This is a genomic window from Sphingobacterium siyangense (assembly GCF_007830445.1).
GTDB lineage: Bacteria > Bacteroidota > Bacteroidia > Sphingobacteriales > Sphingobacteriaceae > Sphingobacterium > Sphingobacterium siyangense.
This window is the reverse complement of sequence record NZ_VLKR01000003.1, coordinates 185455-206179: the sequence shown is the minus strand read 5'-3', so window position 1 is coordinate 206179 and position 20725 is coordinate 185455. Positions and strand designations below refer to the sequence as shown.

22 protein-coding genes are annotated in these 20725 nt (G+C 39.2%); 21 read left to right on the top strand and 1 reads right to left on the bottom strand.

Going from position 1 to position 20725, the window contains the following annotated elements:
* Nucleotide 1 precedes the first annotated feature (1 nt).
* The 21 genes from ureC (at nucleotide 2) to groL (ending at nucleotide 20235) form a co-directional block, all read left to right on the top strand.
* A complete protein-coding gene (ureC, locus tag IQ31_RS04790; RefSeq protein ID WP_145327233.1) occupies nucleotides 2-1852 on the top strand; it encodes an urease subunit alpha in 1851 nt (616 codons plus the stop codon).
* A 10-nt stretch (nucleotides 1853-1862) separates the two neighbouring features.
* A complete protein-coding gene (locus tag IQ31_RS04785) occupies nucleotides 1863-2357 on the top strand; it encodes an urease accessory protein UreE (RefSeq protein ID WP_145327231.1) in 495 nt (164 codons plus the stop codon).
* A 23-nt stretch (nucleotides 2358-2380) separates the two neighbouring features.
* On the top strand, nucleotides 2381-3067 hold the full coding sequence (locus IQ31_RS04780; RefSeq protein ID WP_145327228.1) for an urease accessory protein UreF: 687 nt from the start codon (nucleotides 2381-2383) through the stop codon (nucleotides 3065-3067).
* A gap of 18 nt (nucleotides 3068-3085) precedes the next feature.
* Nucleotides 3086-3706, top strand: a complete 621-nt coding sequence (gene ureG, locus IQ31_RS04775) for an urease accessory protein UreG (protein WP_088160017.1) — start codon at nucleotides 3086-3088, stop codon at nucleotides 3704-3706.
* Nucleotides 3707-3718: 12 nt separating this feature from the next.
* Complete coding sequence (locus IQ31_RS04770) at nucleotides 3719-4660, top strand: urease accessory protein UreD (RefSeq protein ID WP_145327227.1); 942 nt, start codon at nucleotides 3719-3721, stop codon at nucleotides 4658-4660.
* Complete coding sequence (locus tag IQ31_RS04765) at nucleotides 4653-5135, top strand: urease accessory protein UreE (RefSeq protein WP_120333064.1); 483 nt, start codon at nucleotides 4653-4655, stop codon at nucleotides 5133-5135. The genes IQ31_RS04770 and IQ31_RS04765 overlap by 8 nt, the downstream gene beginning before the upstream one ends.
* Nucleotides 5136-5177: 42 nt before the next feature.
* Complete coding sequence (gene mutY / locus IQ31_RS04760; protein WP_145327225.1) at nucleotides 5178-6227, top strand: A/G-specific adenine glycosylase; 1050 nt, start codon at nucleotides 5178-5180, stop codon at nucleotides 6225-6227.
* A gap of 19 nt (nucleotides 6228-6246) precedes the next feature.
* Nucleotides 6247-6705 carry a single-stranded DNA-binding protein gene (locus IQ31_RS04755; RefSeq protein WP_046674796.1) on the top strand — a complete coding sequence of 153 codons (459 nt, stop codon included), beginning with the start codon at nucleotides 6247-6249 and terminating at the stop codon, nucleotides 6703-6705.
* 239 nt (nucleotides 6706-6944) lie between these two features.
* A complete protein-coding gene (gene pheS / locus IQ31_RS04750; protein WP_145327223.1) occupies nucleotides 6945-7985 on the top strand; it encodes a phenylalanine--tRNA ligase subunit alpha in 1041 nt (346 codons plus the stop codon).
* A gap of 125 nt (nucleotides 7986-8110) precedes the next feature.
* Nucleotides 8111-8686: a TetR/AcrR family transcriptional regulator gene (locus tag IQ31_RS04745; protein ID WP_046674798.1), complete on the top strand. Its 576-nt coding sequence runs from the start codon at nucleotides 8111-8113 to the stop codon at nucleotides 8684-8686.
* Between the two features lie 395 nt (nucleotides 8687-9081).
* A complete protein-coding gene (gene rlmD / locus IQ31_RS04740; protein ID WP_145327221.1) occupies nucleotides 9082-10491 on the top strand; it encodes a 23S rRNA (uracil(1939)-C(5))-methyltransferase RlmD in 1410 nt (469 codons plus the stop codon).
* 11 nt (nucleotides 10492-10502) lie between these two features.
* Nucleotides 10503-10901, top strand: a complete 399-nt coding sequence (locus IQ31_RS04735; protein ID WP_088160022.1) for a hypothetical protein — start codon at nucleotides 10503-10505, stop codon at nucleotides 10899-10901.
* Between the two features lie 205 nt (nucleotides 10902-11106).
* A complete protein-coding gene (locus IQ31_RS04730; RefSeq protein ID WP_145327219.1) occupies nucleotides 11107-11859 on the top strand; it encodes a hypothetical protein in 753 nt (250 codons plus the stop codon).
* A 212-nt stretch (nucleotides 11860-12071) separates the two neighbouring features.
* Entirely contained in the window at nucleotides 12072-12761 is a 690-nt protein-coding gene (locus IQ31_RS04725; RefSeq protein ID WP_172462318.1) for a YiaD family glycine zipper/OmpA-like lipoprotein, read from the top strand.
* Between the two features lie 308 nt (nucleotides 12762-13069).
* Nucleotides 13070-14506, top strand: coding sequence for a tRNA (N6-isopentenyl adenosine(37)-C2)-methylthiotransferase MiaB (miaB, locus tag IQ31_RS04720; RefSeq protein WP_088160025.1), 1437 nt, complete (start codon nucleotides 13070-13072; stop codon nucleotides 14504-14506).
* Between the two features lie 36 nt (nucleotides 14507-14542).
* Nucleotides 14543-15817 (top strand): sigma-54 interaction domain-containing protein, encoded by a 1275-nt coding sequence (locus IQ31_RS04715; protein WP_145327217.1) that lies wholly within the window; start codon nucleotides 14543-14545, stop codon nucleotides 15815-15817.
* Nucleotides 15818-15826: 9 nt separating this feature from the next.
* Nucleotides 15827-16342 carry an LptE family protein gene (locus IQ31_RS04710; RefSeq protein ID WP_088160027.1) on the top strand — a complete coding sequence of 172 codons (516 nt, stop codon included), beginning with the start codon at nucleotides 15827-15829 and terminating at the stop codon, nucleotides 16340-16342.
* Nucleotides 16343-16355: 13 nt separating this feature from the next.
* The gene (locus IQ31_RS04705) at nucleotides 16356-17426 is read left to right on the top strand and encodes a hypothetical protein (RefSeq protein ID WP_145327215.1); all 1071 of its coding nucleotides are present in this window, start codon (nucleotides 16356-16358) and stop codon (nucleotides 17424-17426) included.
* A 12-nt stretch (nucleotides 17427-17438) separates the two neighbouring features.
* On the top strand, nucleotides 17439-17852 hold the full coding sequence (gene secG / locus IQ31_RS04700) for a preprotein translocase subunit SecG (protein WP_088160029.1): 414 nt from the start codon (nucleotides 17439-17441) through the stop codon (nucleotides 17850-17852).
* A gap of 302 nt (nucleotides 17853-18154) precedes the next feature.
* Nucleotides 18155-18430 carry a co-chaperone GroES gene (locus IQ31_RS04695; RefSeq protein ID WP_088160030.1) on the top strand — a complete coding sequence of 92 codons (276 nt, stop codon included), beginning with the start codon at nucleotides 18155-18157 and terminating at the stop codon, nucleotides 18428-18430.
* 167 nt (nucleotides 18431-18597) lie between these two features.
* Nucleotides 18598-20235 (top strand): chaperonin GroEL, encoded by a 1638-nt coding sequence (gene groL, locus IQ31_RS04690; protein ID WP_070561631.1) that lies wholly within the window; start codon nucleotides 18598-18600, stop codon nucleotides 20233-20235.
* 60 nt (nucleotides 20236-20295) lie between these two features.
* Here groL and IQ31_RS04685 read toward each other — a convergent pair whose 3' ends face one another.
* Nucleotides 20296-20670, bottom strand: a complete 375-nt coding sequence (locus IQ31_RS04685) for a hypothetical protein (RefSeq protein WP_075990822.1) — start codon at nucleotides 20668-20670, stop codon at nucleotides 20296-20298.
* Between the last annotated feature and the right edge of the window lie 55 nt (nucleotides 20671-20725).

Sequence of the window (20725 nt, the reverse complement as noted above, 5' to 3'; positions counted from 1 at the left end):
TATGGGAGGATGGAATAGACGCGAATGGATTAAAGTTGTAGGGCTCACCACTTTGGGTTCTACTGTTGGTCTACATGCGCTTGGTTTAGATAAACTAGGTTTAGATAAATCATCTGTAAAATATGTTGATGGGGAACTTTATATCCCGAGAGACAAATATGCGGCTCTTTTTGGACCGACCACTGGAGATAAGGTTCGTCTGGCAGATACAGAGCTTTTCATTGAAATTGAAAAAGATTTCAATGTTTACGGAGAAGAGAACAAATTTGGTGGCGGTAAAACTATTCGCGATGGTATGGGGCAATCGGCTCGTGCCTTGCGTGATGAGGGGGTGTTGGATTTTTGCATCACTAATGTCATTATCATTGACCACTGGGGTATTGTAAAAGGCGATATTGGTATTAAGGATGGTAAAATTGTAGGTATTGGTAAAGCTGGAAACCCAGATGTACAGGATGGTGTAACCGAGGGCATGATCATCGGTGCTTCTACGGAAGTGCATGGGGGAGCGGGCTATATCCTAACTGCAGGCGGTATTGATACGCACATTCACTTTATCTCGCCGCAACAGATTGAAACAGCGCTATATTCTGGTGTAACTACTTTTATTGGTGGCGGTGCGGGACCAGCAGATGGAACACTGGCAACGACAGTGACTTCAGGAAAGTGGTATATCGAGCGTATGTTTGAAGCGTTTGAAAACCTTCCTATCAATGTTGGTTTTTTCGGAAAAGGTAACGTGTCGACCACTAAACCTATCGAAGAACAAATTGAAGCTGGTGCACTGGGCGTGAAAATCCATGAAGATTGGGGAGCGACTCCGGCAACAATTGATGCGGCATTGAAAGTTGCTGATAAATACGATGTACAAGTTGCGATCCATACCGACACACTGAATGAGGCCGGTTTCTTGGAAGATACTGTTGCTGCGATAGATGGTCGTGTAATCCATACTTTCCACACGGAAGGAGCTGGCGGTGGACACGCTCCGGATATTATTAAGATCGCCATGTATCCCAATATCCTCCCTGCATCTACCAATCCAACAAAACCTTTTACGGTAAATACTGCTGAAGAACATTTGGACATGCTGATGGTCTGCCATCACTTGGATAAAAATGTGAAAGAAGATGTGGCATTTGCTGATTCACGTATCCGTCCACAGACAATTGCTGCCGAGGATATTTTGCAAGATATGGGCGTATTTTCAATTATGAGTTCGGATAGCCAAGCGATGGGACGTGTGGGAGAGGTCATTTCCCGTACATTCCAAACCGCCCATAAGATGAAAATCCAACGCGGCCCTTTAGCTGAAGATCAAGGTAAAGAAAATGATAACTTCCGTGTCAAACGTTATGTGTCCAAATTTACAATCAACCCTGCTAAAGCACATGGTATTGACCAATATATTGGTTCGATTGAAAAAGGAAAGTATGCAGATTTGATCCTTTGGAAACCAGAATTATTTGGTGTAAAACCCGAGTTGATCATCAAAGGCGGTATGATTTTGGGTGCTAAAATGGGAGATGCCAATGCGTCAATTCCGACACCACAGCCAATCATTTATAGGCCAATGTTTGGAAATTATGGTAAAGCAGTTTCAAAACTATGCTTCAATTTCGTTTCGAAAATTTCTTTGGAGAACGGAAATATTCAAAAATTGAATTTGTCGCGTAAATGTCTGCCTGTGGAGGGATGTCGTACGGTGATGAAAAAAGATATGGTCCATAATCATGCAACACCAAATATCGTCGTTAATCCAGAAACCTATGAAGTAACAGTCGATGGTGTGTTGGCGACCTGTGAACCATTGAAGGAACTTCCAATGGCTCAACGGTACTTCTTATTCTAATTGGTTATTTATGTTGTTAGCAAGAGACATTAAGGGGAATATTTGGGCCGATAGCACAGATCAGAACAGTGTTGAACTTGATTTTTTGGAACTCGAATGGTTTGATACGGAAAGACGTATTATCCGAGGGTTCACTGTTGAAGGTCGAGAAATAGGCTTTAAAAATTTAGGAACGGAATCCTTGTTTGACGGTGATATTTTGTTCGAAACAACGGAACTGCGCATTGCTGTTCGAATATTGCCCTGTCCTTGCCTTGTTGTACGTCCTAAAAACCTCTTGGATATGGCTCGGATATGTCTCGAAATTGGCAACAAACATATCCCTGTTTTCATCAACGCTGCACATGAAATTATTGCAGCCTATGAAAATCCCCTTTGGGAAACCTTAGAAAGGGCGGGTTTTACACCGACGAAAGAGTTACGGGTGATAGAAAGAACACATACGTTACGCATACATCAGTATGCCGTAGTCCAGCACAAAATTACCTTGGCCAAGGGGCTCTAATACTTAATTAATAACGATTACATATGAATCCATTGTTGACATTAATGCAGATTAACGACTCTGTATTCCCGATTGGAGGCTTCACACATTCCTATGGTTTGGAAACTTATATCAATAAAGAGATTGTACATGATGCTAAAACTGCAAAAGAATATGCACAGACTTTATTGGAGCATAGTTTCTATTACAACGATGCCGCTTTTTTTCATAAAGCTTGGCAATTATGTGAATCAAGAGCAACCAGGAAAAAGATCGCTGAACTGGATGCATTGATAACCGCTTTCAAAGCTCCTTATGAGATTCGGGATGCCAGTAAGAAATTGGGAATACGGTTTTTAAAATTGACAGAAAAATTAAAACCGGTCAAGCGTTGTTCGGCTTATCTAAAGGCGATAAATGCGCAAGAACAGCATGGTCACTATGCAATGGCATTTGCCATGTTTGCCCATGCGCAGGAAATTAGTTATTCAGACGCACTGAGTGCTTTTTATTATAATTCTTTGAATGGTATTATGACGAATTGTGCCAAACTGGTTCCAATTAGCCAAATGGATGCACAGCAGATTTTGTTTAAACTACAGCCCTTGATTAATAAATTGGTCGGATTACAGCCCGAACTGGATGATGATCTGATCGGAAATTGTTGTATCGCTCAGGATATTCGATGCATGCAACATGAAAAATTATACACGAGAATTTACATTTCGTAAAAATAACTGAAATAAAAGATGTCTAAGAGAAATTACGTGAAAATTGGTGTTGCTGGTCCTGTGGGCTCTGGCAAGACGGCACTTATTGAACGGTTGACACGTTCGATGTCGGCAGATTATAGTATCTGTGTTGTAACAAATGATATTTATACGCGTGAGGACGCTATGTATCTACAACAGAATTCGGCTCTGCCCGCTGAACGTATTATTGGTGTTGAAACAGGGGGCTGTCCGCATACGGCAATCCGTGAAGATGCTTCGATGAATATTGAAGCTGTAGAAGAATTAGCGAATCGTTTTGAGGATGTGGAACTGATTTTTGTTGAAAGTGGAGGTGATAACCTGACGGCGACTTTTAGTCCGGATCTAGCCGATTTGACCATATTTGTTCTCGATGTTGCTGAAGGCGAGAAAATGCCACGTAAAGGTGGGCCAGGTATTACGCGCTCGGATTTGTTGTTGATCAATAAAATAGACCTTGCCCCTTATGTAAATGCCGACTTGGAAGTTATGCGCCAGGATACAATCCGCATGCGCGGTGAAAGACCATTTATTTTTACAAACTTAATGACTTTAGAAGGTTTGGAAGATGTGAAATCATGGATCAAAAAGTATGCTTTGTTGGAGCCCGTAGGTTAAAATTTATCGTATATGGATAGCAAAATCGTATTAAATGTTGCCAAAGAGGACGGCAGAAGTAGATTGAAGGAGAGTTATCATAATGCACCTTATAAACTAACGCATTATGGCGCGGCAGGATTGACCAATCATTTGGAAATGATCATCATGAGTGCATCGCCTGGTATTATGGATACGGATTATTTGCACATTGATGTTCATGTGAAAAAAGATGCACAATTGAAACTTTTTACACAGTCCTTCAATAAGCTTCATCCTATGAAAACTGGCGCAAGACAACATACGGACGTGCATGTTGGGGCCGGTGGCTTGTTTCATTACATTCCACACCCAGTAACGCCGTTTAAGGATTCTATTTTTAAGGCAAGCAATCATATTCACTTGGCTGAAGATGCAGTTTTGATGTGGGGTGACATTATTAGTGTTGGAAGAATTCACATGAAAGAAGCATTTGAGTTTGATAGTCTCCATACGCAAACCAAGATTTTTAGACAAGGTAAACTGTCCTTTATTGACAATCAGCTTTTGCGTCCCAAAAGTCAACCGATACAGAAGATGTTATTTTTTGAGGGATATACCCATCAGGCAACTTTTGTGTTCTCGGCTCTTTTTGCGCAAGAATTAAAATATGAATTGGATGAAATCTTAACTGTTGAATACAATGATATCTCTTATGGCTTTACGCAGGCTTCAAAAGATGTGGTTATCCTACGTGCTTTGGGGACTGATGGAGAGTTGCTTTACGACTTTTTACATATGTTGGGGCAATTGTGTTGGGATTTTACACAACATAAGTTTTCTGAAAGGAAGGAAGATACAGCCGTCGAAGCGATAACGGAAGATGAGAAATCGAAGACGGGGGAAATCACCGTCATTGAACACAGAAAACCTCGTCGAAAAAGTAAGCGGGAGTTGGTGGATGCTGTAGTGGTGGAAGGAACTAACTATGCATAAGGGGAGCCAGCATGACGAGATATGGATTGATGTTATCCCTGATTTTGACAAATTGAAGCTGGGCCGCGATTCAGATATTTTGGATCTTTCCTATTATGAAGTAAATAAGCGCGTTATCCAGCGGAAAACAAGAAAGGGTAATCTGGTGCGTATACAGCGTGATGATGGCAGCGCACTGCGTTCAGGACAGTGTATTTATCATCGTGGTGATTTATTCATCCAGGTCAACATTTTACCTTGTCTTTGTGTATTGTTGGATAGTCAGAATCTATCTGTTGTGGGCGAGTTCTGCTTCGACGTGGGCAATCGACACTTGCCGGTTTATCTCAAGGCAGATGGGCGATTTGCTGTTTCTTATGATGGACGTCTCTATCAGGCGCTAAAAGAAAAATACAAAGGCTTTATCACATTGGAAAATACGATTTTAGAACCTGATGAACAGATTACCTACATTCGTAGACCTATCCTCGAATGATGGAATGCTGGTATTAGCGAAAAATTGCGCATTTTTGTCGCTATGAAATTTGGCGAGGAATTGCAAGCATGGTATCGACAGCATAAGCGAGATCTACCATGGCGAGAAACAAAAGATGCCTACAAAATATGGCTTTCTGAAATTATTCTGCAACAGACTCGTGTCGAACAAGGCTTGCCCTATTATGTACGTTTTGTCGAGCGATTTAAGAATGTTGTGGAATTTGCGAATGCAGAAGAAGATGATATTCTTCATCTTTGGCAAGGTCTGGGTTACTATTCTAGAGGACGGAATATGCATAAGGCCGCGCGAATAGTTCGCGATCAGTATCAGGGTGTTTTTCCGGTAGATTATCAAACATTAATAACGCTTCCTGGAATAGGAGAGTATACTGCTGCGGCGATATCCTCTTTTGCGAACGATGAAGCCCAGGCGGTATTGGATGGAAATGTGTTTCGTGTACTGGCGCGATACTATGGCATAGAAACACCTATCAATTCTACGGAAGGAAAGAAGATTTTTACAGCTATAGCCAAAGAAAATCTTGATCATAAACACCCGGCATTGTATAATCAGGCTATTATGGATTTTGGTGCCACCCATTGTAAGCCCAAGCTGCCTTTATGTGAATTCTGTATGTTTCGTCCTTCCTGTTATGCGTTATCTAAAGGCCAGGTAGATCAATTGCCTGTAAAGCTTAAAGCCAAGGCAAGCAAAGATCGATACTTTAATTATTTTATCTCGAAGGATAACGATCAGATACTGATGTCTAAACGTGGTGAAGGTGACGTTTGGCAGAATCTATATGAGTTTCCACTTTTGGAGTCTAATTACAGCTTGTCAATTCCGGATGTTCTTAGCGATGAGTGGTTTATTTCCTGTTTCGGTTCCGATGCTGAACTACATGTTTTACAACAGCAGACAAAACATATCTTGAGTCATCAAAATATTTATGCGACATTTTTTGAGGTGCGGTTAAAAGGCGATCTAATTCAAAAAAAATCCAATTGGGATTATGTATTTCTAAAAGATTTAGATAAATTAGCTAAACACAAGTTGATCTTTACCTTTTTGGAAAGATCAAATTTTTAACCATTTATGCTTTTAAATTATGTCAGGAGTTAACAAAGTCATTTTAGTGGGACATCTTGGAAAAGATCCCGAAATTCGCTATTTAGAAGGCAATGTCTCTGTTGCCAGTTTTCCATTGGCAACATCAGAAACGTATAACAAAGACGGAAAAAGAGTAGAACAAACCGAATGGCACAATATTGTTATGTGGCGAGGTCTGGCTGACGTGGCTGTAAAATATCTAACAAAGGGGAAGTTAGTTTATATTGAAGGTCGACTGCGGACTCGTACTTATGAGGATAAGGAAGGTATTAGACGATATGCTACTGAGGTTGTCGCTGAAACCTTTACGCTTTTAGGTCGTAAATCGGATTTTGAGCCGAATGCGGGTGTAAGTGCTGGTAATACAGCAAACACGCAGGCGCAAAAAGTCGAAGATAAGGAAGTGGAGGTCGATTTTACGGAGAATGATCAGGAGGATAATCCATTACCATTTTAAGCTGAAGAATTTGAGATTATGTAAAAACTTTACATGTATAGTAAATATAGTAAAATCATCAAAAAACAAAAGAGCAGGCAACTAGGCCTGCTCTTTTGTTTTATTAGCGTTTTGGGTGTGGAATTCTGATTACCTTCTCCCAAGCGAGTAGGCTGTTTCTGCTATGTGTTCTTTTATGATGCTCAGTCGAAGTTCAAAATTTCTTTTTAGCGGAAATTTTGGCTATGTTTGCTCTAATTATGTTGCAAGATAGAATTACGCAGTATACTGAAGAGATTAAGGCATTTGCGCCAGCTTCTTCAGCCGATGTAGAAAATTTCAGATTGAAGTTTTTGGTTTCCAAAGGGATTGTGAAAAATCTTTTTGATGAATTCAAAACAGTTACGCCTGAAGAGAAACGTACTTTGGGAAAAGTGTTGAATGAATTTAAGCAGTTCGCAGAAAATACATTCAAAGAAGCACAAGAAAAGTTCGGGTCTGGTGAGAAGCAAAAATCACAGGAATTTGCGAGTGATTTAACATTGCCTGGTCAAGGTTTTCAGCTGGGGTCTAGACATCCAATCTCTTTAGTTCGTAAAGAAATTGTTGAAATTTTCAAGAAATTAGGTTTTATTGTGTCAGAAGGGCCGGAAATTGAAGATGACTGGCATAATTTTTCTGCGTTGAATTTTCCACCGGAACATCCTGCGCGTGATATGCAAGATACTTTCTTTATCAAAAAACAGGAAGGTAATGACATTACATTGAGAACGCATACATCTTCGGTTCAGGTGCGTTTAATGGAAGCCGGTAAACCACCGTTTCGTGCGATAATGCCTGGACGTGTTTATAGAAATGAAGCTATATCAGCCCGTGCACACTGTTTCTTTCACCAAGTAGAAGGTTTATATGTAGATGAGAATGTTTCTTTTGCCGATTTGAAACAAACTTTATATCATTTTGTTCAAGAGATGTATGGCGAAGGTACCAAAGTACGTTTCCGCCCATCCTATTTTCCTTTCACTGAACCTTCGGCAGAAATGGATATCTCCTGTACAATCTGTAAAGGGGCAGGGTGTAACTTGTGTAAGTACTCTGGCTGGGTAGAAATTTTAGGTTGCGGTATGGTAGATCCTAATGTGCTTGATAACTGTGGTATTGATAGTAAAAAATACTCAGGTTTTGCATTTGGTATGGGAATAGAACGTATCACAAACCTTAAATATGTGATTAAAGACCTACGTCTTTTCTCAGAAAATGACACGCGTTTCTTGTCTCAATTTGAGACCGAATTAATATAAATTAATCATTGTAAAGATTGTGGCATCACATTATTCTCTACGATAATTAGGCAAGAGAATAATGTGATGCTTTTTGGTCTTTAAGCTTTGTAGATGACTTTCAACATTCGTACGATCTAACGTATATGGAACCAGATTATATTATTGAATCCATAAAAAGAACAGCACGTGAGCTCTTTCGTCAAAATGGCTACCATAAAACCAGTGTGAACACATTGGCAAAAAAAGCTAAGATTGCGAAGGCGACGGTGTACAAGTATTTTGATAGTAAAGAGATGATCTTGCATGCCATTCTCATGGATTATCTTCGTGCGAGTCTGCAGGATATTTTGAAAACAACCAAATATGAGGATGATATGGCTTCGTTTTTGGCTTCAACAATTTTGCGGGTAAGCCGACTGACCTATACGGCTTGCAATGAATTGATCGGTTGGGAGTTTATCCGGGAATCTGCGAACGCACAAGAATATCTAAAGACGCTTTCTGAAGATTTGGAGTTTCTGCTCCTAAGCACATTCATTCAGAATGAAAAAATAAATGAAGCGATTAGTGAAGAAAAGCTGACCTTTTTGATCAAGTCTAGTAAGAGTATTGTGTTTTCTTTTGCTTTTACGGCCGTCTCAGATGCCGATGTGCGAAAAAACTTTATTTCGTTTCAGAAAGAGATCCTTCCTTATCTTGTTCAGGCAACAGTTCAGTAACATTATTATAACGCGCTCATCCCTTTCTAATTCACGACGTTATCTTTTTTTGCATGTTCACTTTTTTATGATGCTCAGCAACGTTAATGGTATTGTCGGGTTGTCTTCGTATTATGTTCGTACCACCTTCGGAGATGAACAGTCTTGCAACTATTATTGACCAGACCCTGAACAGATAATTCCTGTTCAGCGTTTGGTCGGAATCTGATCAGCAACGGTACACGATCTGTATCGCATCCGAACAAGGTACGAACAATGTCCGAATCTGATCCCGGTATTCTATTCGTTCGAAACTTATCATACCTGTCAGGTACTCGTTTATGCCAGTGATAATCAATGGCTATAAATCATTTATGCAGATGAAAAATCGGTATAAATTTGTATTTTTGCACCCTATGAGTAGAAGAATTCCGCAAGAGAAAAAGTTCTTGAAAGATATTGCCATCATTGATATTGCCGAAGAGGGTAGAGGTGTTGGAAAAACCGAAGATTTGGTTTTGTTTGTAGAAAAAGCTGTTCCTGGTGATGTTGTTGACGTGGAGCTTATGCGCAAGAAAAAGAATTTTGCGGAGGCTCGGGTGACCAGTTTAAAAGAGGCTTCATCTTATCGTGTAGATCCGTTTTGTGAACATTTCGGAGTGTGTGGCGGATGTAAGTGGCAGCATATGACCTATGATGCTCAGCTAAAATTTAAGCAACAATCTGTCGATAATGCCCTTTCGCGTATTGGGAAAGTAGATACTTCGGCGATGGAAAGTATTTTAGGCTCTGCGCAAACAGAATATTACAGAAATAAATTAGAATATACTTTTTCAAACAAAAAATGGTTGACTTCTGTTGATGAAGATTCGTCCCAATTAGAAATGAATGCACTGGGTTTTCACGTGCCTGGACGTTTTGATAAGATTTTAGATATCGATCATTGTTTTTTGCAAGAAGATCCTTCAAATGAAGTTCGTAATAGTATCCGTGATTTTGCTCTTAGTCAAGATATGACGTTCTACGATTTGCGTGAACACACAGGTGTATTGCGTAATTTGATTATCCGTATTTCTTCAACCGGGGAGATGATGGTGATCGTTGTGTTTGCATATCCGGAAGAAGGACAGGTTGAGTTGTTGATGGAATTTGTTAAAGAAAAGTTTCCTCAAGTCGCTTCCCTGTTATATATTGTAAACCAGAAACGCAATGATACAATCTTCGACCAGGATATTCATGTATATGCCGGTCGTGATTTTATCTATGAGGAGATGGAGGGCTTGCGTTACAAAGTTGGGCCTAAGTCGTTCTATCAAACAAACTCTGCACAAGCGTATGAGCTGTATAAAATCACACGTGACTTTGCCGATTTAAAGGGGGATGAGTTGGTGTATGACTTGTATACAGGAGCGGGTACAATTGCAAACTTTGTCGCTAAGAGGGCGAGAGAAGTTGTTGGTGTAGAGTATGTTCCTACTGCCATTGAGGACGCTAAAGTCAATTCGTCGATCAATGATATTACGAATACAAAGTTCTACGCTGGAGATATGAAAGATGTGTTGACCCCTTCCTTCATAGCTGAACACGGAAAACCAGATGTGGTGATTACAGATCCACCACGTGCAGGAATGCACGCTGACGTTGTAGCTCGTTTGTTAGAAATGGAATCACCGCGTATTGTATATGTCAGTTGTAATGCTGCTACACAGGCACGCGATTTGGTGTTGTTGGGCGAAAAATATGAGGTGAAGCGGATCAAGCCAGTAGATATGTTTCCGCATACCCAACACGTTGAGAATGTGGTTTTATTGGAATTAAAGAAGTAATAGCATACAGTATGGAAGTAGAAGATTTATTTGCAGGATCTGCAAGAGAAGAAAATACACCGTCTACAGAGCAAAGTCCATTAAAAAGTCTGCAGGTAGATCTCGATTTTTATAGTGAATCAATCCGCGAAGTAGCGCTGGAGATTGTTGAAGAAGGTTATTCTGACTACCCAATTTTTGTCGCACATCAGCATGAAGTTTCCGTTGGCGAAGTGATATTAGATCGTAAGGAACTGGAGACGAAATGGAGCATAAACGCCTCGACACTGGAAGAGTTTGTAGAAATGGATATTATTCAAGAAGATCGTAAAGCGTCTTTTATTCAGAACTATAAGCCTGCGAAAGACTATATGTGCTTGTTTGTTGTAGTTGCTGAAGGGGCTAATTTTGTTTTTTATCCATACAAATGATAAACAAAGAATATTTAAACTTTTTTAACAGTACAAGTGTCAAACTATTATTACTTTTAACAAAGTAGGTTAGGTGTAGCTGGGAATTAATAAGATTGAAATAAATTATAAGCTGTTCCTTACGGAAATGAATGTTTGACCCAATGAAATTGTTGATTTACAATCGCACTGAAACCAATTGGGGTAATTGAAGAGAGATAATAGGATGAAAATAATACATATACATATATTAGGGCTTTTTTTGCTGTTATTCACCTATTTTGGAGCTACTGCGCAACAACAGCAGAAGGTTTCGGGAATGGTGCTGCAAAAGGGGAACGGTAATCGCATTGGAGATGCTGTGGTGCTTAATATGCGCACGCACAGATCAACGTTGAGTAACTCTTTTGGTGTTTTTACGATTGATGCATCGGTAGGAGACTCCCTGTCTTTTACCAAAGTCGGGTATTCACCTGTTAAAACCGTGCTGACCAACCTGAATGAGTTTTATGTGGAATTGCAAGAAGGGATACGATTGGAGACCGTCATCGTTGAGCGAAAAACGAAGGAGGCCGAATTAAATGATGCCATGAATAATTACGCTAAAAAGGGTATTTATAATGGGGGTAAAAATAAGTTCGGAACCTATCTGGGTAGTCCTGCAACCGCCCTTTATAATCTTTTTGGAAGGGAAGCCAAGAATGCAAAACGTTTTGGGCGATTTATGGACAAAGAGAAGGATGAATTACAAGTTGATCGTATTTTCTCTCGTGAAGCTGTTAAAAATCTGACGAAGCTGGATAGTACAGAATTAGATGCTTTTATGATACGTTACCGTCCATCTTTTGATCTGGCTGAGCATTGGGGACAGTATGATTTAATGCATTACGTACAACAATCTATGGACGACTTTAATGCAAAGGGAAGGCCTAAAGGAGCTCTTTTACCTGATATTGAAGTAAAGACTCAAGAAAAATAAAAACATTTTGCTTTTGTTACTGTTAGCTGTTTGTACGAGTAGGAAAAGGTGATTTAAAATTATGTAGCGTATCGACGTCATTTTTGGAAGTTTTAAGGGCCTTTTTCAGTGTTTTGTAACAAAAAAGTTGATAAAAATGTCTTTTGGCACTTTGTTTGATTTTAGTAGAACGGTATTTAATTTGAATATTAAAAGTCTTAGATAGCATACATATGAAAATGAATAGAAAATTAGCTGTATTAGGTTTGACAGTTGCAACCTCAGCTATGTTATTTGGAAGTTGTTCTACCATCCAAAATACAAATAATACGACTAAAGGTGGTGTAATCGGTGGTGTTGCTGGAGGTGCTTTAGGTGCATTGATCGGTGGCAAAGCCGGTAATACGGCTATCGGTACATTAGCGGGGGCTGCCATTGGTGGAGCTGCCGGTGTATTGATTGGTAAAAAAATGGATAAGCAAGCTGCTGAGATTTCTAAAACTGTTGAAGGAGCTGAAGTTACGCAATCTGCGGAAGGTATCGTGGTTAAGTTTGATTCAGGTATTTTATTTGACTTCAATAAATCAGATTTAAAAGCGTCAGCTAAAGATAATATCGCAAATTTGGTAACAACCTTGAACAAAGAACAAGGTACTGAAATCCTGGTTATCGGACATACAGATAATGTAGGTACGTTGGCTGCGAATGAAAAAGTGTCTTTGGACCGCGCAAATTCTGTACGTGCATTTGCGGTATCTAAAGGCTTAGCGTCTTCGCGTATTAGAACTGAAGGTAGAAACTTCTCTGAGCCAATTGCAAGTAACGATACGGAAGCAGGACGAGCTCAAAACCGTCGTGTTGAAATCGTTATTGTAGCAGGTGATCAAATGAAAAAAGAAGCAAAACAACAAGCAGGTCAGTAAGCATTTTTAGGAATATTTTCCTGAAACAAATCTATTGATCTTGAATCATAAGAAAGCGTTGATTTAATCAACGCTTTTTTTGTGAAATACAGCGTGTCAGAATTTTTATATGGTCCATTTGCTCCTAAAATTTGACAAAGGATAAACCATATTTCTGTCTGACAAACTGTCATTATATGGATTTAAATTTCTAACTTTGTAGTCTTTGAAATAACTAAGGGCATAAAATCAGATCAGCAAAAGATCGGTCATTGCATTGGTTACGCCATCGAAAATAATAAAAATTATATTCTATTGAATATCGAGCTATGCTAGATTTAACACATACCACTAAGGAACACGACGAATCTCGTCAGGGTGAGGCATTATTATTAGAACAGGATCCGATTTTAAGTAATGGACGCAAACTGTATATTGAAAGTTACGGTTGCCAGATGAATTTTTCGGATAGTGAGATTGTTGCTTCTATTTTGTTGGATAAGGGATTTGAAACAACCAAGAATTATCAGGAAGCTGATGTGGTTTTTATTAATACCTGTTCAATCCGCGAAAATGCAGAACAGCGAGTGCGCAATCGTCTAAAGGAATTTGAAGCTGCTAAAGCAAAAAATCCTGGAATGATCGTTGGAGTGCTGGGGTGTATGGCCGAGCGTTTGAAATCGAAATTCTTAGAGGAAGAAAAGTTGGTTGATGTCGTTGTAGGGCCAGATGCTTATCGCGATCTGCCAAATTTGATTGATAAGGTTGACGATGGAGCTAAAGCTGTAAACGTCTTGTTATCTAGAGAGGAAACGTATGCCGATATTAATCCTGTTCGTTTGAATTCAAACGGTGTAACAGCTTTTATTTCGATTATGCGTGGCTGCGACAACATGTGTTCTTTCTGTGTTGTTCCTTTTACACGTGGACGTGAACGTAGCCGTGATCCGCAATCTATCGTCAAGGAGGCCCAAGATCTCTTTAATGCAGGCTATAAGGAGGTTACGTTGTTGGGACAAAATGTGGATTCCTACAAATATACTGCTCCAGTAGCTGAAGGGGAGGAACCGGGTGAAACTATAACATTTGCTAGCTTGCTTACGATGGTTGCTGAAATCAGCCCGCTTTTACGTATTCGCTTCTCTACTTCCCATCCAAAAGATATTACAGATGAAGTTTTATATGCAATAGCTTCGCATGAAAACATCTGTAATTATATTCACTTGCCAGTTCAATCTGGAAATTCCCGTGTATTGGAATTGATGAATCGTACATATGACCGTGAATGGTATATGGAACGTGTGGATGCCATTCGTCGTATTATTCCTGAATGTGCTATTTCTACAGATGTTATTACAGGTTTCTGTACTGAAACGGAAGAGGAGCATCAGGAAACATTATCTATGATGGATTATGTCAAATACGATTTCGCCTATATGTTTGCTTACTCGGAAAGGCCAGGTACTTTGGCTGCAAAAAGATACGCAGATGATATTCCAGAGGATGTAAAAAAACGTCGTTTAACAGAAGTTATCAATAAACAGCGCGATCATAGCTTATATCGTTATCAACATTTTGTTGGCAAAGTATGTAAAGTGCTTGTTGAGGGATTTTCAAAAAGGTCTGAGTTCGATTTTTGCGGTCGTAATGATCAAAATGCATTGGTGGTATTTCCAATCGATCCTCGATTTAAACAAGGTGATTATGTGAATGTACTTATCGAGTCATGTACTTCTGCGACATTATTAGGAAAGATTGTTGATTAAGAAAACTTAGATTGTTTTATTTCCAACTGGAAATTTATGGATAACCAAGATATAAAGAATAGATTTGGAATTATCGGTAATTCGCCTTTGTTGAACCGTGCTATCGATATTGCACGACAAGTGGCTCCAACTGATATCTCCGTATTAATACAGGGTGAAAGTGGGAGTGGTAAAGAAGTTTTTTCGCATATTATCCATCAATTGAGCTCCCGTAAGCATGGCCCTTTTATTGCGGTCAATTGTGGAGCTATACCAGAGGGGACCATTGACTCCGAGTTGTTTGGTCACGAAAAAGGTTCTTTTACGGGTGCCCATGAAGCCAGGAAGGGATATTTTGAAGTCGTTGATGGTGGAACAATCTTTCTAGATGAAGTAGGTGAGTTGCCTTTGGGTACACAAGCAAGATTATTACGGGTATTGGAGTCCGGTGAGTATATACGGGTAGGGTCATCCAAGGTACAGAAGACAAATGTGCGGGTGGTTGCTGCGACAAATGTGAATGTGTTTGAAGCCGTACAAAAAGGTAAATTTCGCGAAGATCTTTATTATCGCTTAAATACTGTACCATTGCGCGTACCGTCTTTACGTGAAAGACCTGAAGATATCAACTTATTATTTCGCAAGTTTATTGTGGACTTTTCTGAGAAATACCGTACACCCGGGGTTCAACTGACAGAAGATGCACAGAATATGCTACGCAACTATAGCTGGCCTGGAAACGTGCGTCAACTGAAAAATGTTGCGGAACAAATCGCTGTTTTGGAAAAAGAACGCATTGTTGATGCATATACACTTCAAAATTATCTGCCCAATGAATCCAGAACGAGTTTGCCAGCGGTCGTTCCTTCAAATAATGGTGGAAAAGAGGATTTTTCAGAAAGAGACTTGCTGTATAAAGTCTTATTTGATATGAAGAAGGATATGGTTGATCTGAAGAAACTGGTGGTTGAATTAATTCAGAAAGGTGTCGATTCTAGCACATTTGATCAAAATTCTCCCTACATTAATCAATTGTACCAAGAGATTGAACCACAATTGAAAGCGGATCCAGAAAATTATAATACAACCCCAACGCTAACGATACATTCTCCGGCAAATACGACAAATGTATTAAAAAGTCCTGTTGCACAGGATGAATATCTGCAGGATGCTCAAGAAGTTGAAGAATCTTTATCGCTTGTTGATAAGGAGTCTGATCTGATCAAGAAAGCACTGAAAAAGCACCGCGGTAAACGTAAAGCTGCTGCGCAAGAGTTGGGAATTTCTGAAAGAACTTTGTACAGAAAAATTAAAGACTTAAATTTAGATTAAGGTTTACAGATGTTGTCAAGAAAAATTTTATATGCTTTTCTCACCACAACCTTTTTGTTTGTAATGAATAGTTGTGGGGTAAAATATGGATTTACTGGTGGATCCATTCCTGAGGGAATGAAAACAGTCAATATTCAATATTTCGAAAATATAGCTCCTTTGGTTTATCCGACCTTAAGTCAGAATTTTACGGAGGCACTGAAAGAGCGTATCCGTAACCAATCTCGATTGAGTCAGGTGAATCAAGATGGTGATGCTACCTTTGAGGGATTTATTACAGAGTATTCGATAAGTCCGGCAGCTGTTGAAGCTGGGACAGATCGTGCAGCTATGAATAGATTGACTATTACAATCAAGGTTACCTATCATAATAAAATTAATCCGAAGGATGATTTTGAGCAACCTTTTACGCGATTTAAAGAATTTGCAGGAAACCTTCAGAGCGCGCAAGAAGAGACCTTGGGTAAAGAAATTATTCAAATGTTAACTGAGGATATATACAATAAAGCGTTTGCTAATTGGTAATTCTATTTCCAAGATGAATCTTAATATATCATTTTCCAATAACGAGCTTTTTTTTCAAGCAATCAATCATCCGGACACCGTGGCCGAAGATGTTGTTTTAGCATTGATTGAAAAATACCCGTATGCCCAAAGCCTGCGATTTGTCTATGAGCGTAAAGTTTTTGGCAAGCATAGTTCAGTTCAGAATTTATCGTCTACTTTGCTCTATGCATCTTCTCCGAGTTGGTTGTATGAATTTATGCATTGTAAATCAGCGGCAGAGCCTGATACAATAATGCCTTCAGATGAATTTCTAGTGGATGGAGCAATTCGCGACGATGATGGGATTGTCGAAATTGAAACTGAGAGCGAAATTGTTGCTGAACCAGTTTTATCCAAGGTGGAGGTTGATGAATTGGATCGTTTGATTCAAGCGGGGGTTGCAAAAGATTATTTTCGGTCAAGCGATCAGCAGCAAGAAATTATTGCCGATTCAGAGGAGTCGGCACTAGTAACACCTGTTCTATCGGAATCTGTTGCCGAAATAATGGATGATGGTCAAGAGCGTGTTTCGGTCTATGATGATGATACCATGCCATACAGTTTCTTATGGTGGTTGCATAAGACGAGATTAGAATATGCTGATACCTATCAGCCCTATGTTAAATCTCCATTAGGCCCGATGACGCCCTCCAATGACGATATTGCTAAAATTCATGAGAAACTGGATAGTCAGCTACTCGATCAACAGATCCGGGAGAATATCTTTCACTTACAATCGCCTGAAGCAAAGTTGAGTGATGAGGTTAAAACGACCATATCTTTTCAAATACCACGTAAAACTGATGAGGTGATCGAGAAGTTTATTCGTGAGGAGCCTATGATTCAGCCTCTGCAAGCGGAAAAATTAGACTTGGAGAATAAAGCTAGGAAAAGTTCGGAAGATCAACATTCACTTGTTACCGAAACGCTTGCAAAGATCTATATGGAGCAAGGCTTATATCCAAAAGCAATAGAGGTTTACAAAAAATTAGTTTTGAAATATCCAGAAAAAAATGCTTACTTTGCGGCACGCATAACAGAATTAGAAAAGAAATTAAATTAATAACATAAAGAGATGCAAGGATTATTAATCGGTCTAATCATATTAGCTAGTATTATTTTAGCGTTTTTGGTTTTAATCCAAAATCCAAAAGGAGGTGGTTTGTCATCTGGTTTTTCAGGTGGAACGAATCTTATGGGAGTAAAACGTACAGGTGACTTTTTGGAAAAAGGTACCTGGATCATGGTTATTGCCATTATGGTATTTAGCTTAGGTGTAAATGTTATTGGTACGTCTCCAAGTACATCTAAAGGTGGATTGGGAGGTCAAATTGAAGCGCCTAAACAACAAGGTCCATTGAATTTGGGTACTGGACAACAACCTGCTGGTGCTCCTGCGGGACAAGAGCAAGCTGCTCCGTCTCAATCGCAAGAAAAGGCCCCAGTGACTACACCGGCAACAAAACCAGCAGAAGAAGCTAAGAAATAGTTGTCATTAAAGAATTATGAGCCCCGTTTGTTTTCACAGACGGGGCTTTTTTATGTTGGGTATTTTGTCTAAGGCAGACCTGTACCGTTAATTTTATTGGGATGGCGGTCGACGGAAGTAAGACTGGCAGGCCGGGAATGACAGTGTGACAGCAAAATGAATTTTTGTCGATGGAGATATTAACTTTTCTGTGAAAAATTGTCTTATAAGCTGTCTTATTTACAATTGGCATAAAAGATGATGTGTTTATAACGATTATAACATTAAAATAAATTCAATAACAGATAAAAAGTAAATTAATTATGGCATTAAGTATCCAACCTATCGGAGATAGAGTAGTAGTAGAGGCTGCTCCTGCAGAAGAAAAAACAGCTTCAGGGTTATATATTCCCGATACAGCGAAAGAAAAACCATCTCAAGGTACAGTAGTTGCTGTAGGTACAGGTAAAGTTGACGAGCCGTTAACTGTTAAAGTTGGTGATAAAGTATTGTATGGAAAATACGCAGGTACTGAAATCACTTATGAAGGAAAAGAGTACTTAATTATGCGTGAGTCTGATATTTACGCTGTTATCTAATTAATACGAACAGGTTATTTAAAAATGAGCTTGCTGGCTCAAATAAGAATTCAATAGATTATTTTAGTGAAGCTTTAAAATTAGACGTATTAAAAGATAAAATTGGTTTACGGTTCTATTTCAACGCCTAATTATGCTTCTTAGAAATACTAAATACTCATATAACAATGGCAAAACAAGTAAAATATAACGTTGAGGCTCGCGAGGCCCTTAAAAAAGGTGTAGATACTTTAGCTAATGCAGTTAAAGTAACATTGGGTCCTAAAGGACGTAACGTAATTATTGAGAAAAAATTTGGTGCTCCAGTAATTACTAAAGATGGTGTTTCGGTAGCGAAAGAAATCGAATTGAAAGACGCTTTAGAAAATATGGGTGCACAAATGGTAAAAGAAGTAGCTTCCAAAACAGCTGATCAAGCTGGTGACGGTACTACAACTGCTACTGTATTAGCGCAAGCAATCGTTGCTCCAGGTATCAAATCTGTTGCGGCTGGAGCTAATCCAATGGATCTAAAACGTGGTATTGACAAAGCTGTTGCAACTGTTGTTGCTAACTTGAAATCTCAATCTCAAGAAGTTGGTCAAGACAATAATAAAATTAAACAAGTTGCTACTATTTCAGCGAACAATGACGAAGTAATTGGTGCTTTGATCGCTCAAGCAATGGAAAAAGTAGGTAACGACGGTGTTATCACTGTTGAAGAGGCAAAAGGTACTGAAACAGAAGTAAAAACTGTGGAAGGTATGCAATTTGACCGTGGTTATTTATCGCCATATTTTGTGACAAATTCTGACAAAATGGAAGCGGAACTAGATAACCCATACATCTTGATCTACGACAAGAAAATCAGTAACATGAAAGAATTGTTGCCTATCTTGGAGAAACAAGTTCAAACTGGTAAACCATTATTGATCATTGCTGAAGACTTAGATGGTGAGGCACTTGCAACATTAGTTGTTAATAAAATCCGTGGTTCGTTGAAAGTTGCAGCTGTTAAAGCTCCAGGTTTCGGTGACCGTCGTAAAGCAATGTTAGAAGATATCGCTATCTTAACTGGTGGTACTGTTATCTCTGAAGAAAGAGGTTTCAAATTAGAGAATGCTGAGTTATCTTACTTGGGTCAAGCTGAAAAAGTTCAAGTTGACAAAGATAACACAACTATTATCAATGGTTCTGGTAATGTAGAGGATATCAAAGCACGCGTTGCTCAAATCCGTTCACAAATCGAAACAACAACTTCTGATTACGATCGCGAAAAACTACAAGAACGTCTGGCAAAATTGTCAGGTGGTGTAGCTGTGTTATATGTAGGTGCGACTACTGAGGTTGAAATGAAAGAGAAAAAAGACCGTGTTGATGATGCTTTACATGCAACTCGTGCAGCTGTTGAAGAAGGTATTATCGCTGGTGGTGGTGTTGCATTCATTCGCTCAACTGAAGCCTTGGTAAACCTTAAAGGTGACAACGAAGATGAGCAAATCGGTATTGACATCATTAAACGCGCTATCGAAGAGCCATTACGTCAGATCTGTAATAACGCTGGTATTGAAGGTGCAGTAATCGTTCAAAAAGTGAAAGAAGGAACTGCAGATTTCGGTTACAACGCACGTACAGACCGTTACGAGAACTTAATCGCTGCTGGTGTAATTGATCCAACTAAAGTATCTCGTGTAGCATTGGAAAATGCAGCTTCAGTTGCTTCAATGTTATTGACTACCGAGTGTGTCTTAGCTGACGAAGCTGAAGAAAACCCTGTAGGTGCTGGTGCTCCTCCAATGGGTGGCGGTATGGGTGGAATGATGTAAGATTCATCCTTATAAAAAAAACCTGTTATCTAAGATAACAGGTTTTTTTATGCCTTGTACTTAATGACGCCTTCTGTATTTCTCGTAATAATGATCGTATTCTCGAGGTGAATAATTACGTTTAGTACCCCATTCCTGCAGCTCGTCATTAAAAAAATGTAACCAATATTGACGAAATCCTGAGGCTGAATCTACTGGATTTTCAAGTTGAGGAGTATTATATTCGTATATTTCTAAGATGCCTTCCTGATACTTCTTAGCAGCCACAATAGCGTCTGGTTTTCCAAGTTTTTGAATAACTTGTGCTTTGGTCATACCAACTTGTATCTTTGTAAGATCAGGCCCTTGAAGTATTTTGCAGTTTGAAAATAAAATCAACGTAAATATGGTCGCTAATGTTGCTCTGAAAATCCTGTTGTAGTTCCTTTGAATCATAATATGTTGTTTCTTGTAAGATAGGGATTGCATCAAATAGTTTAATCATTTTTAA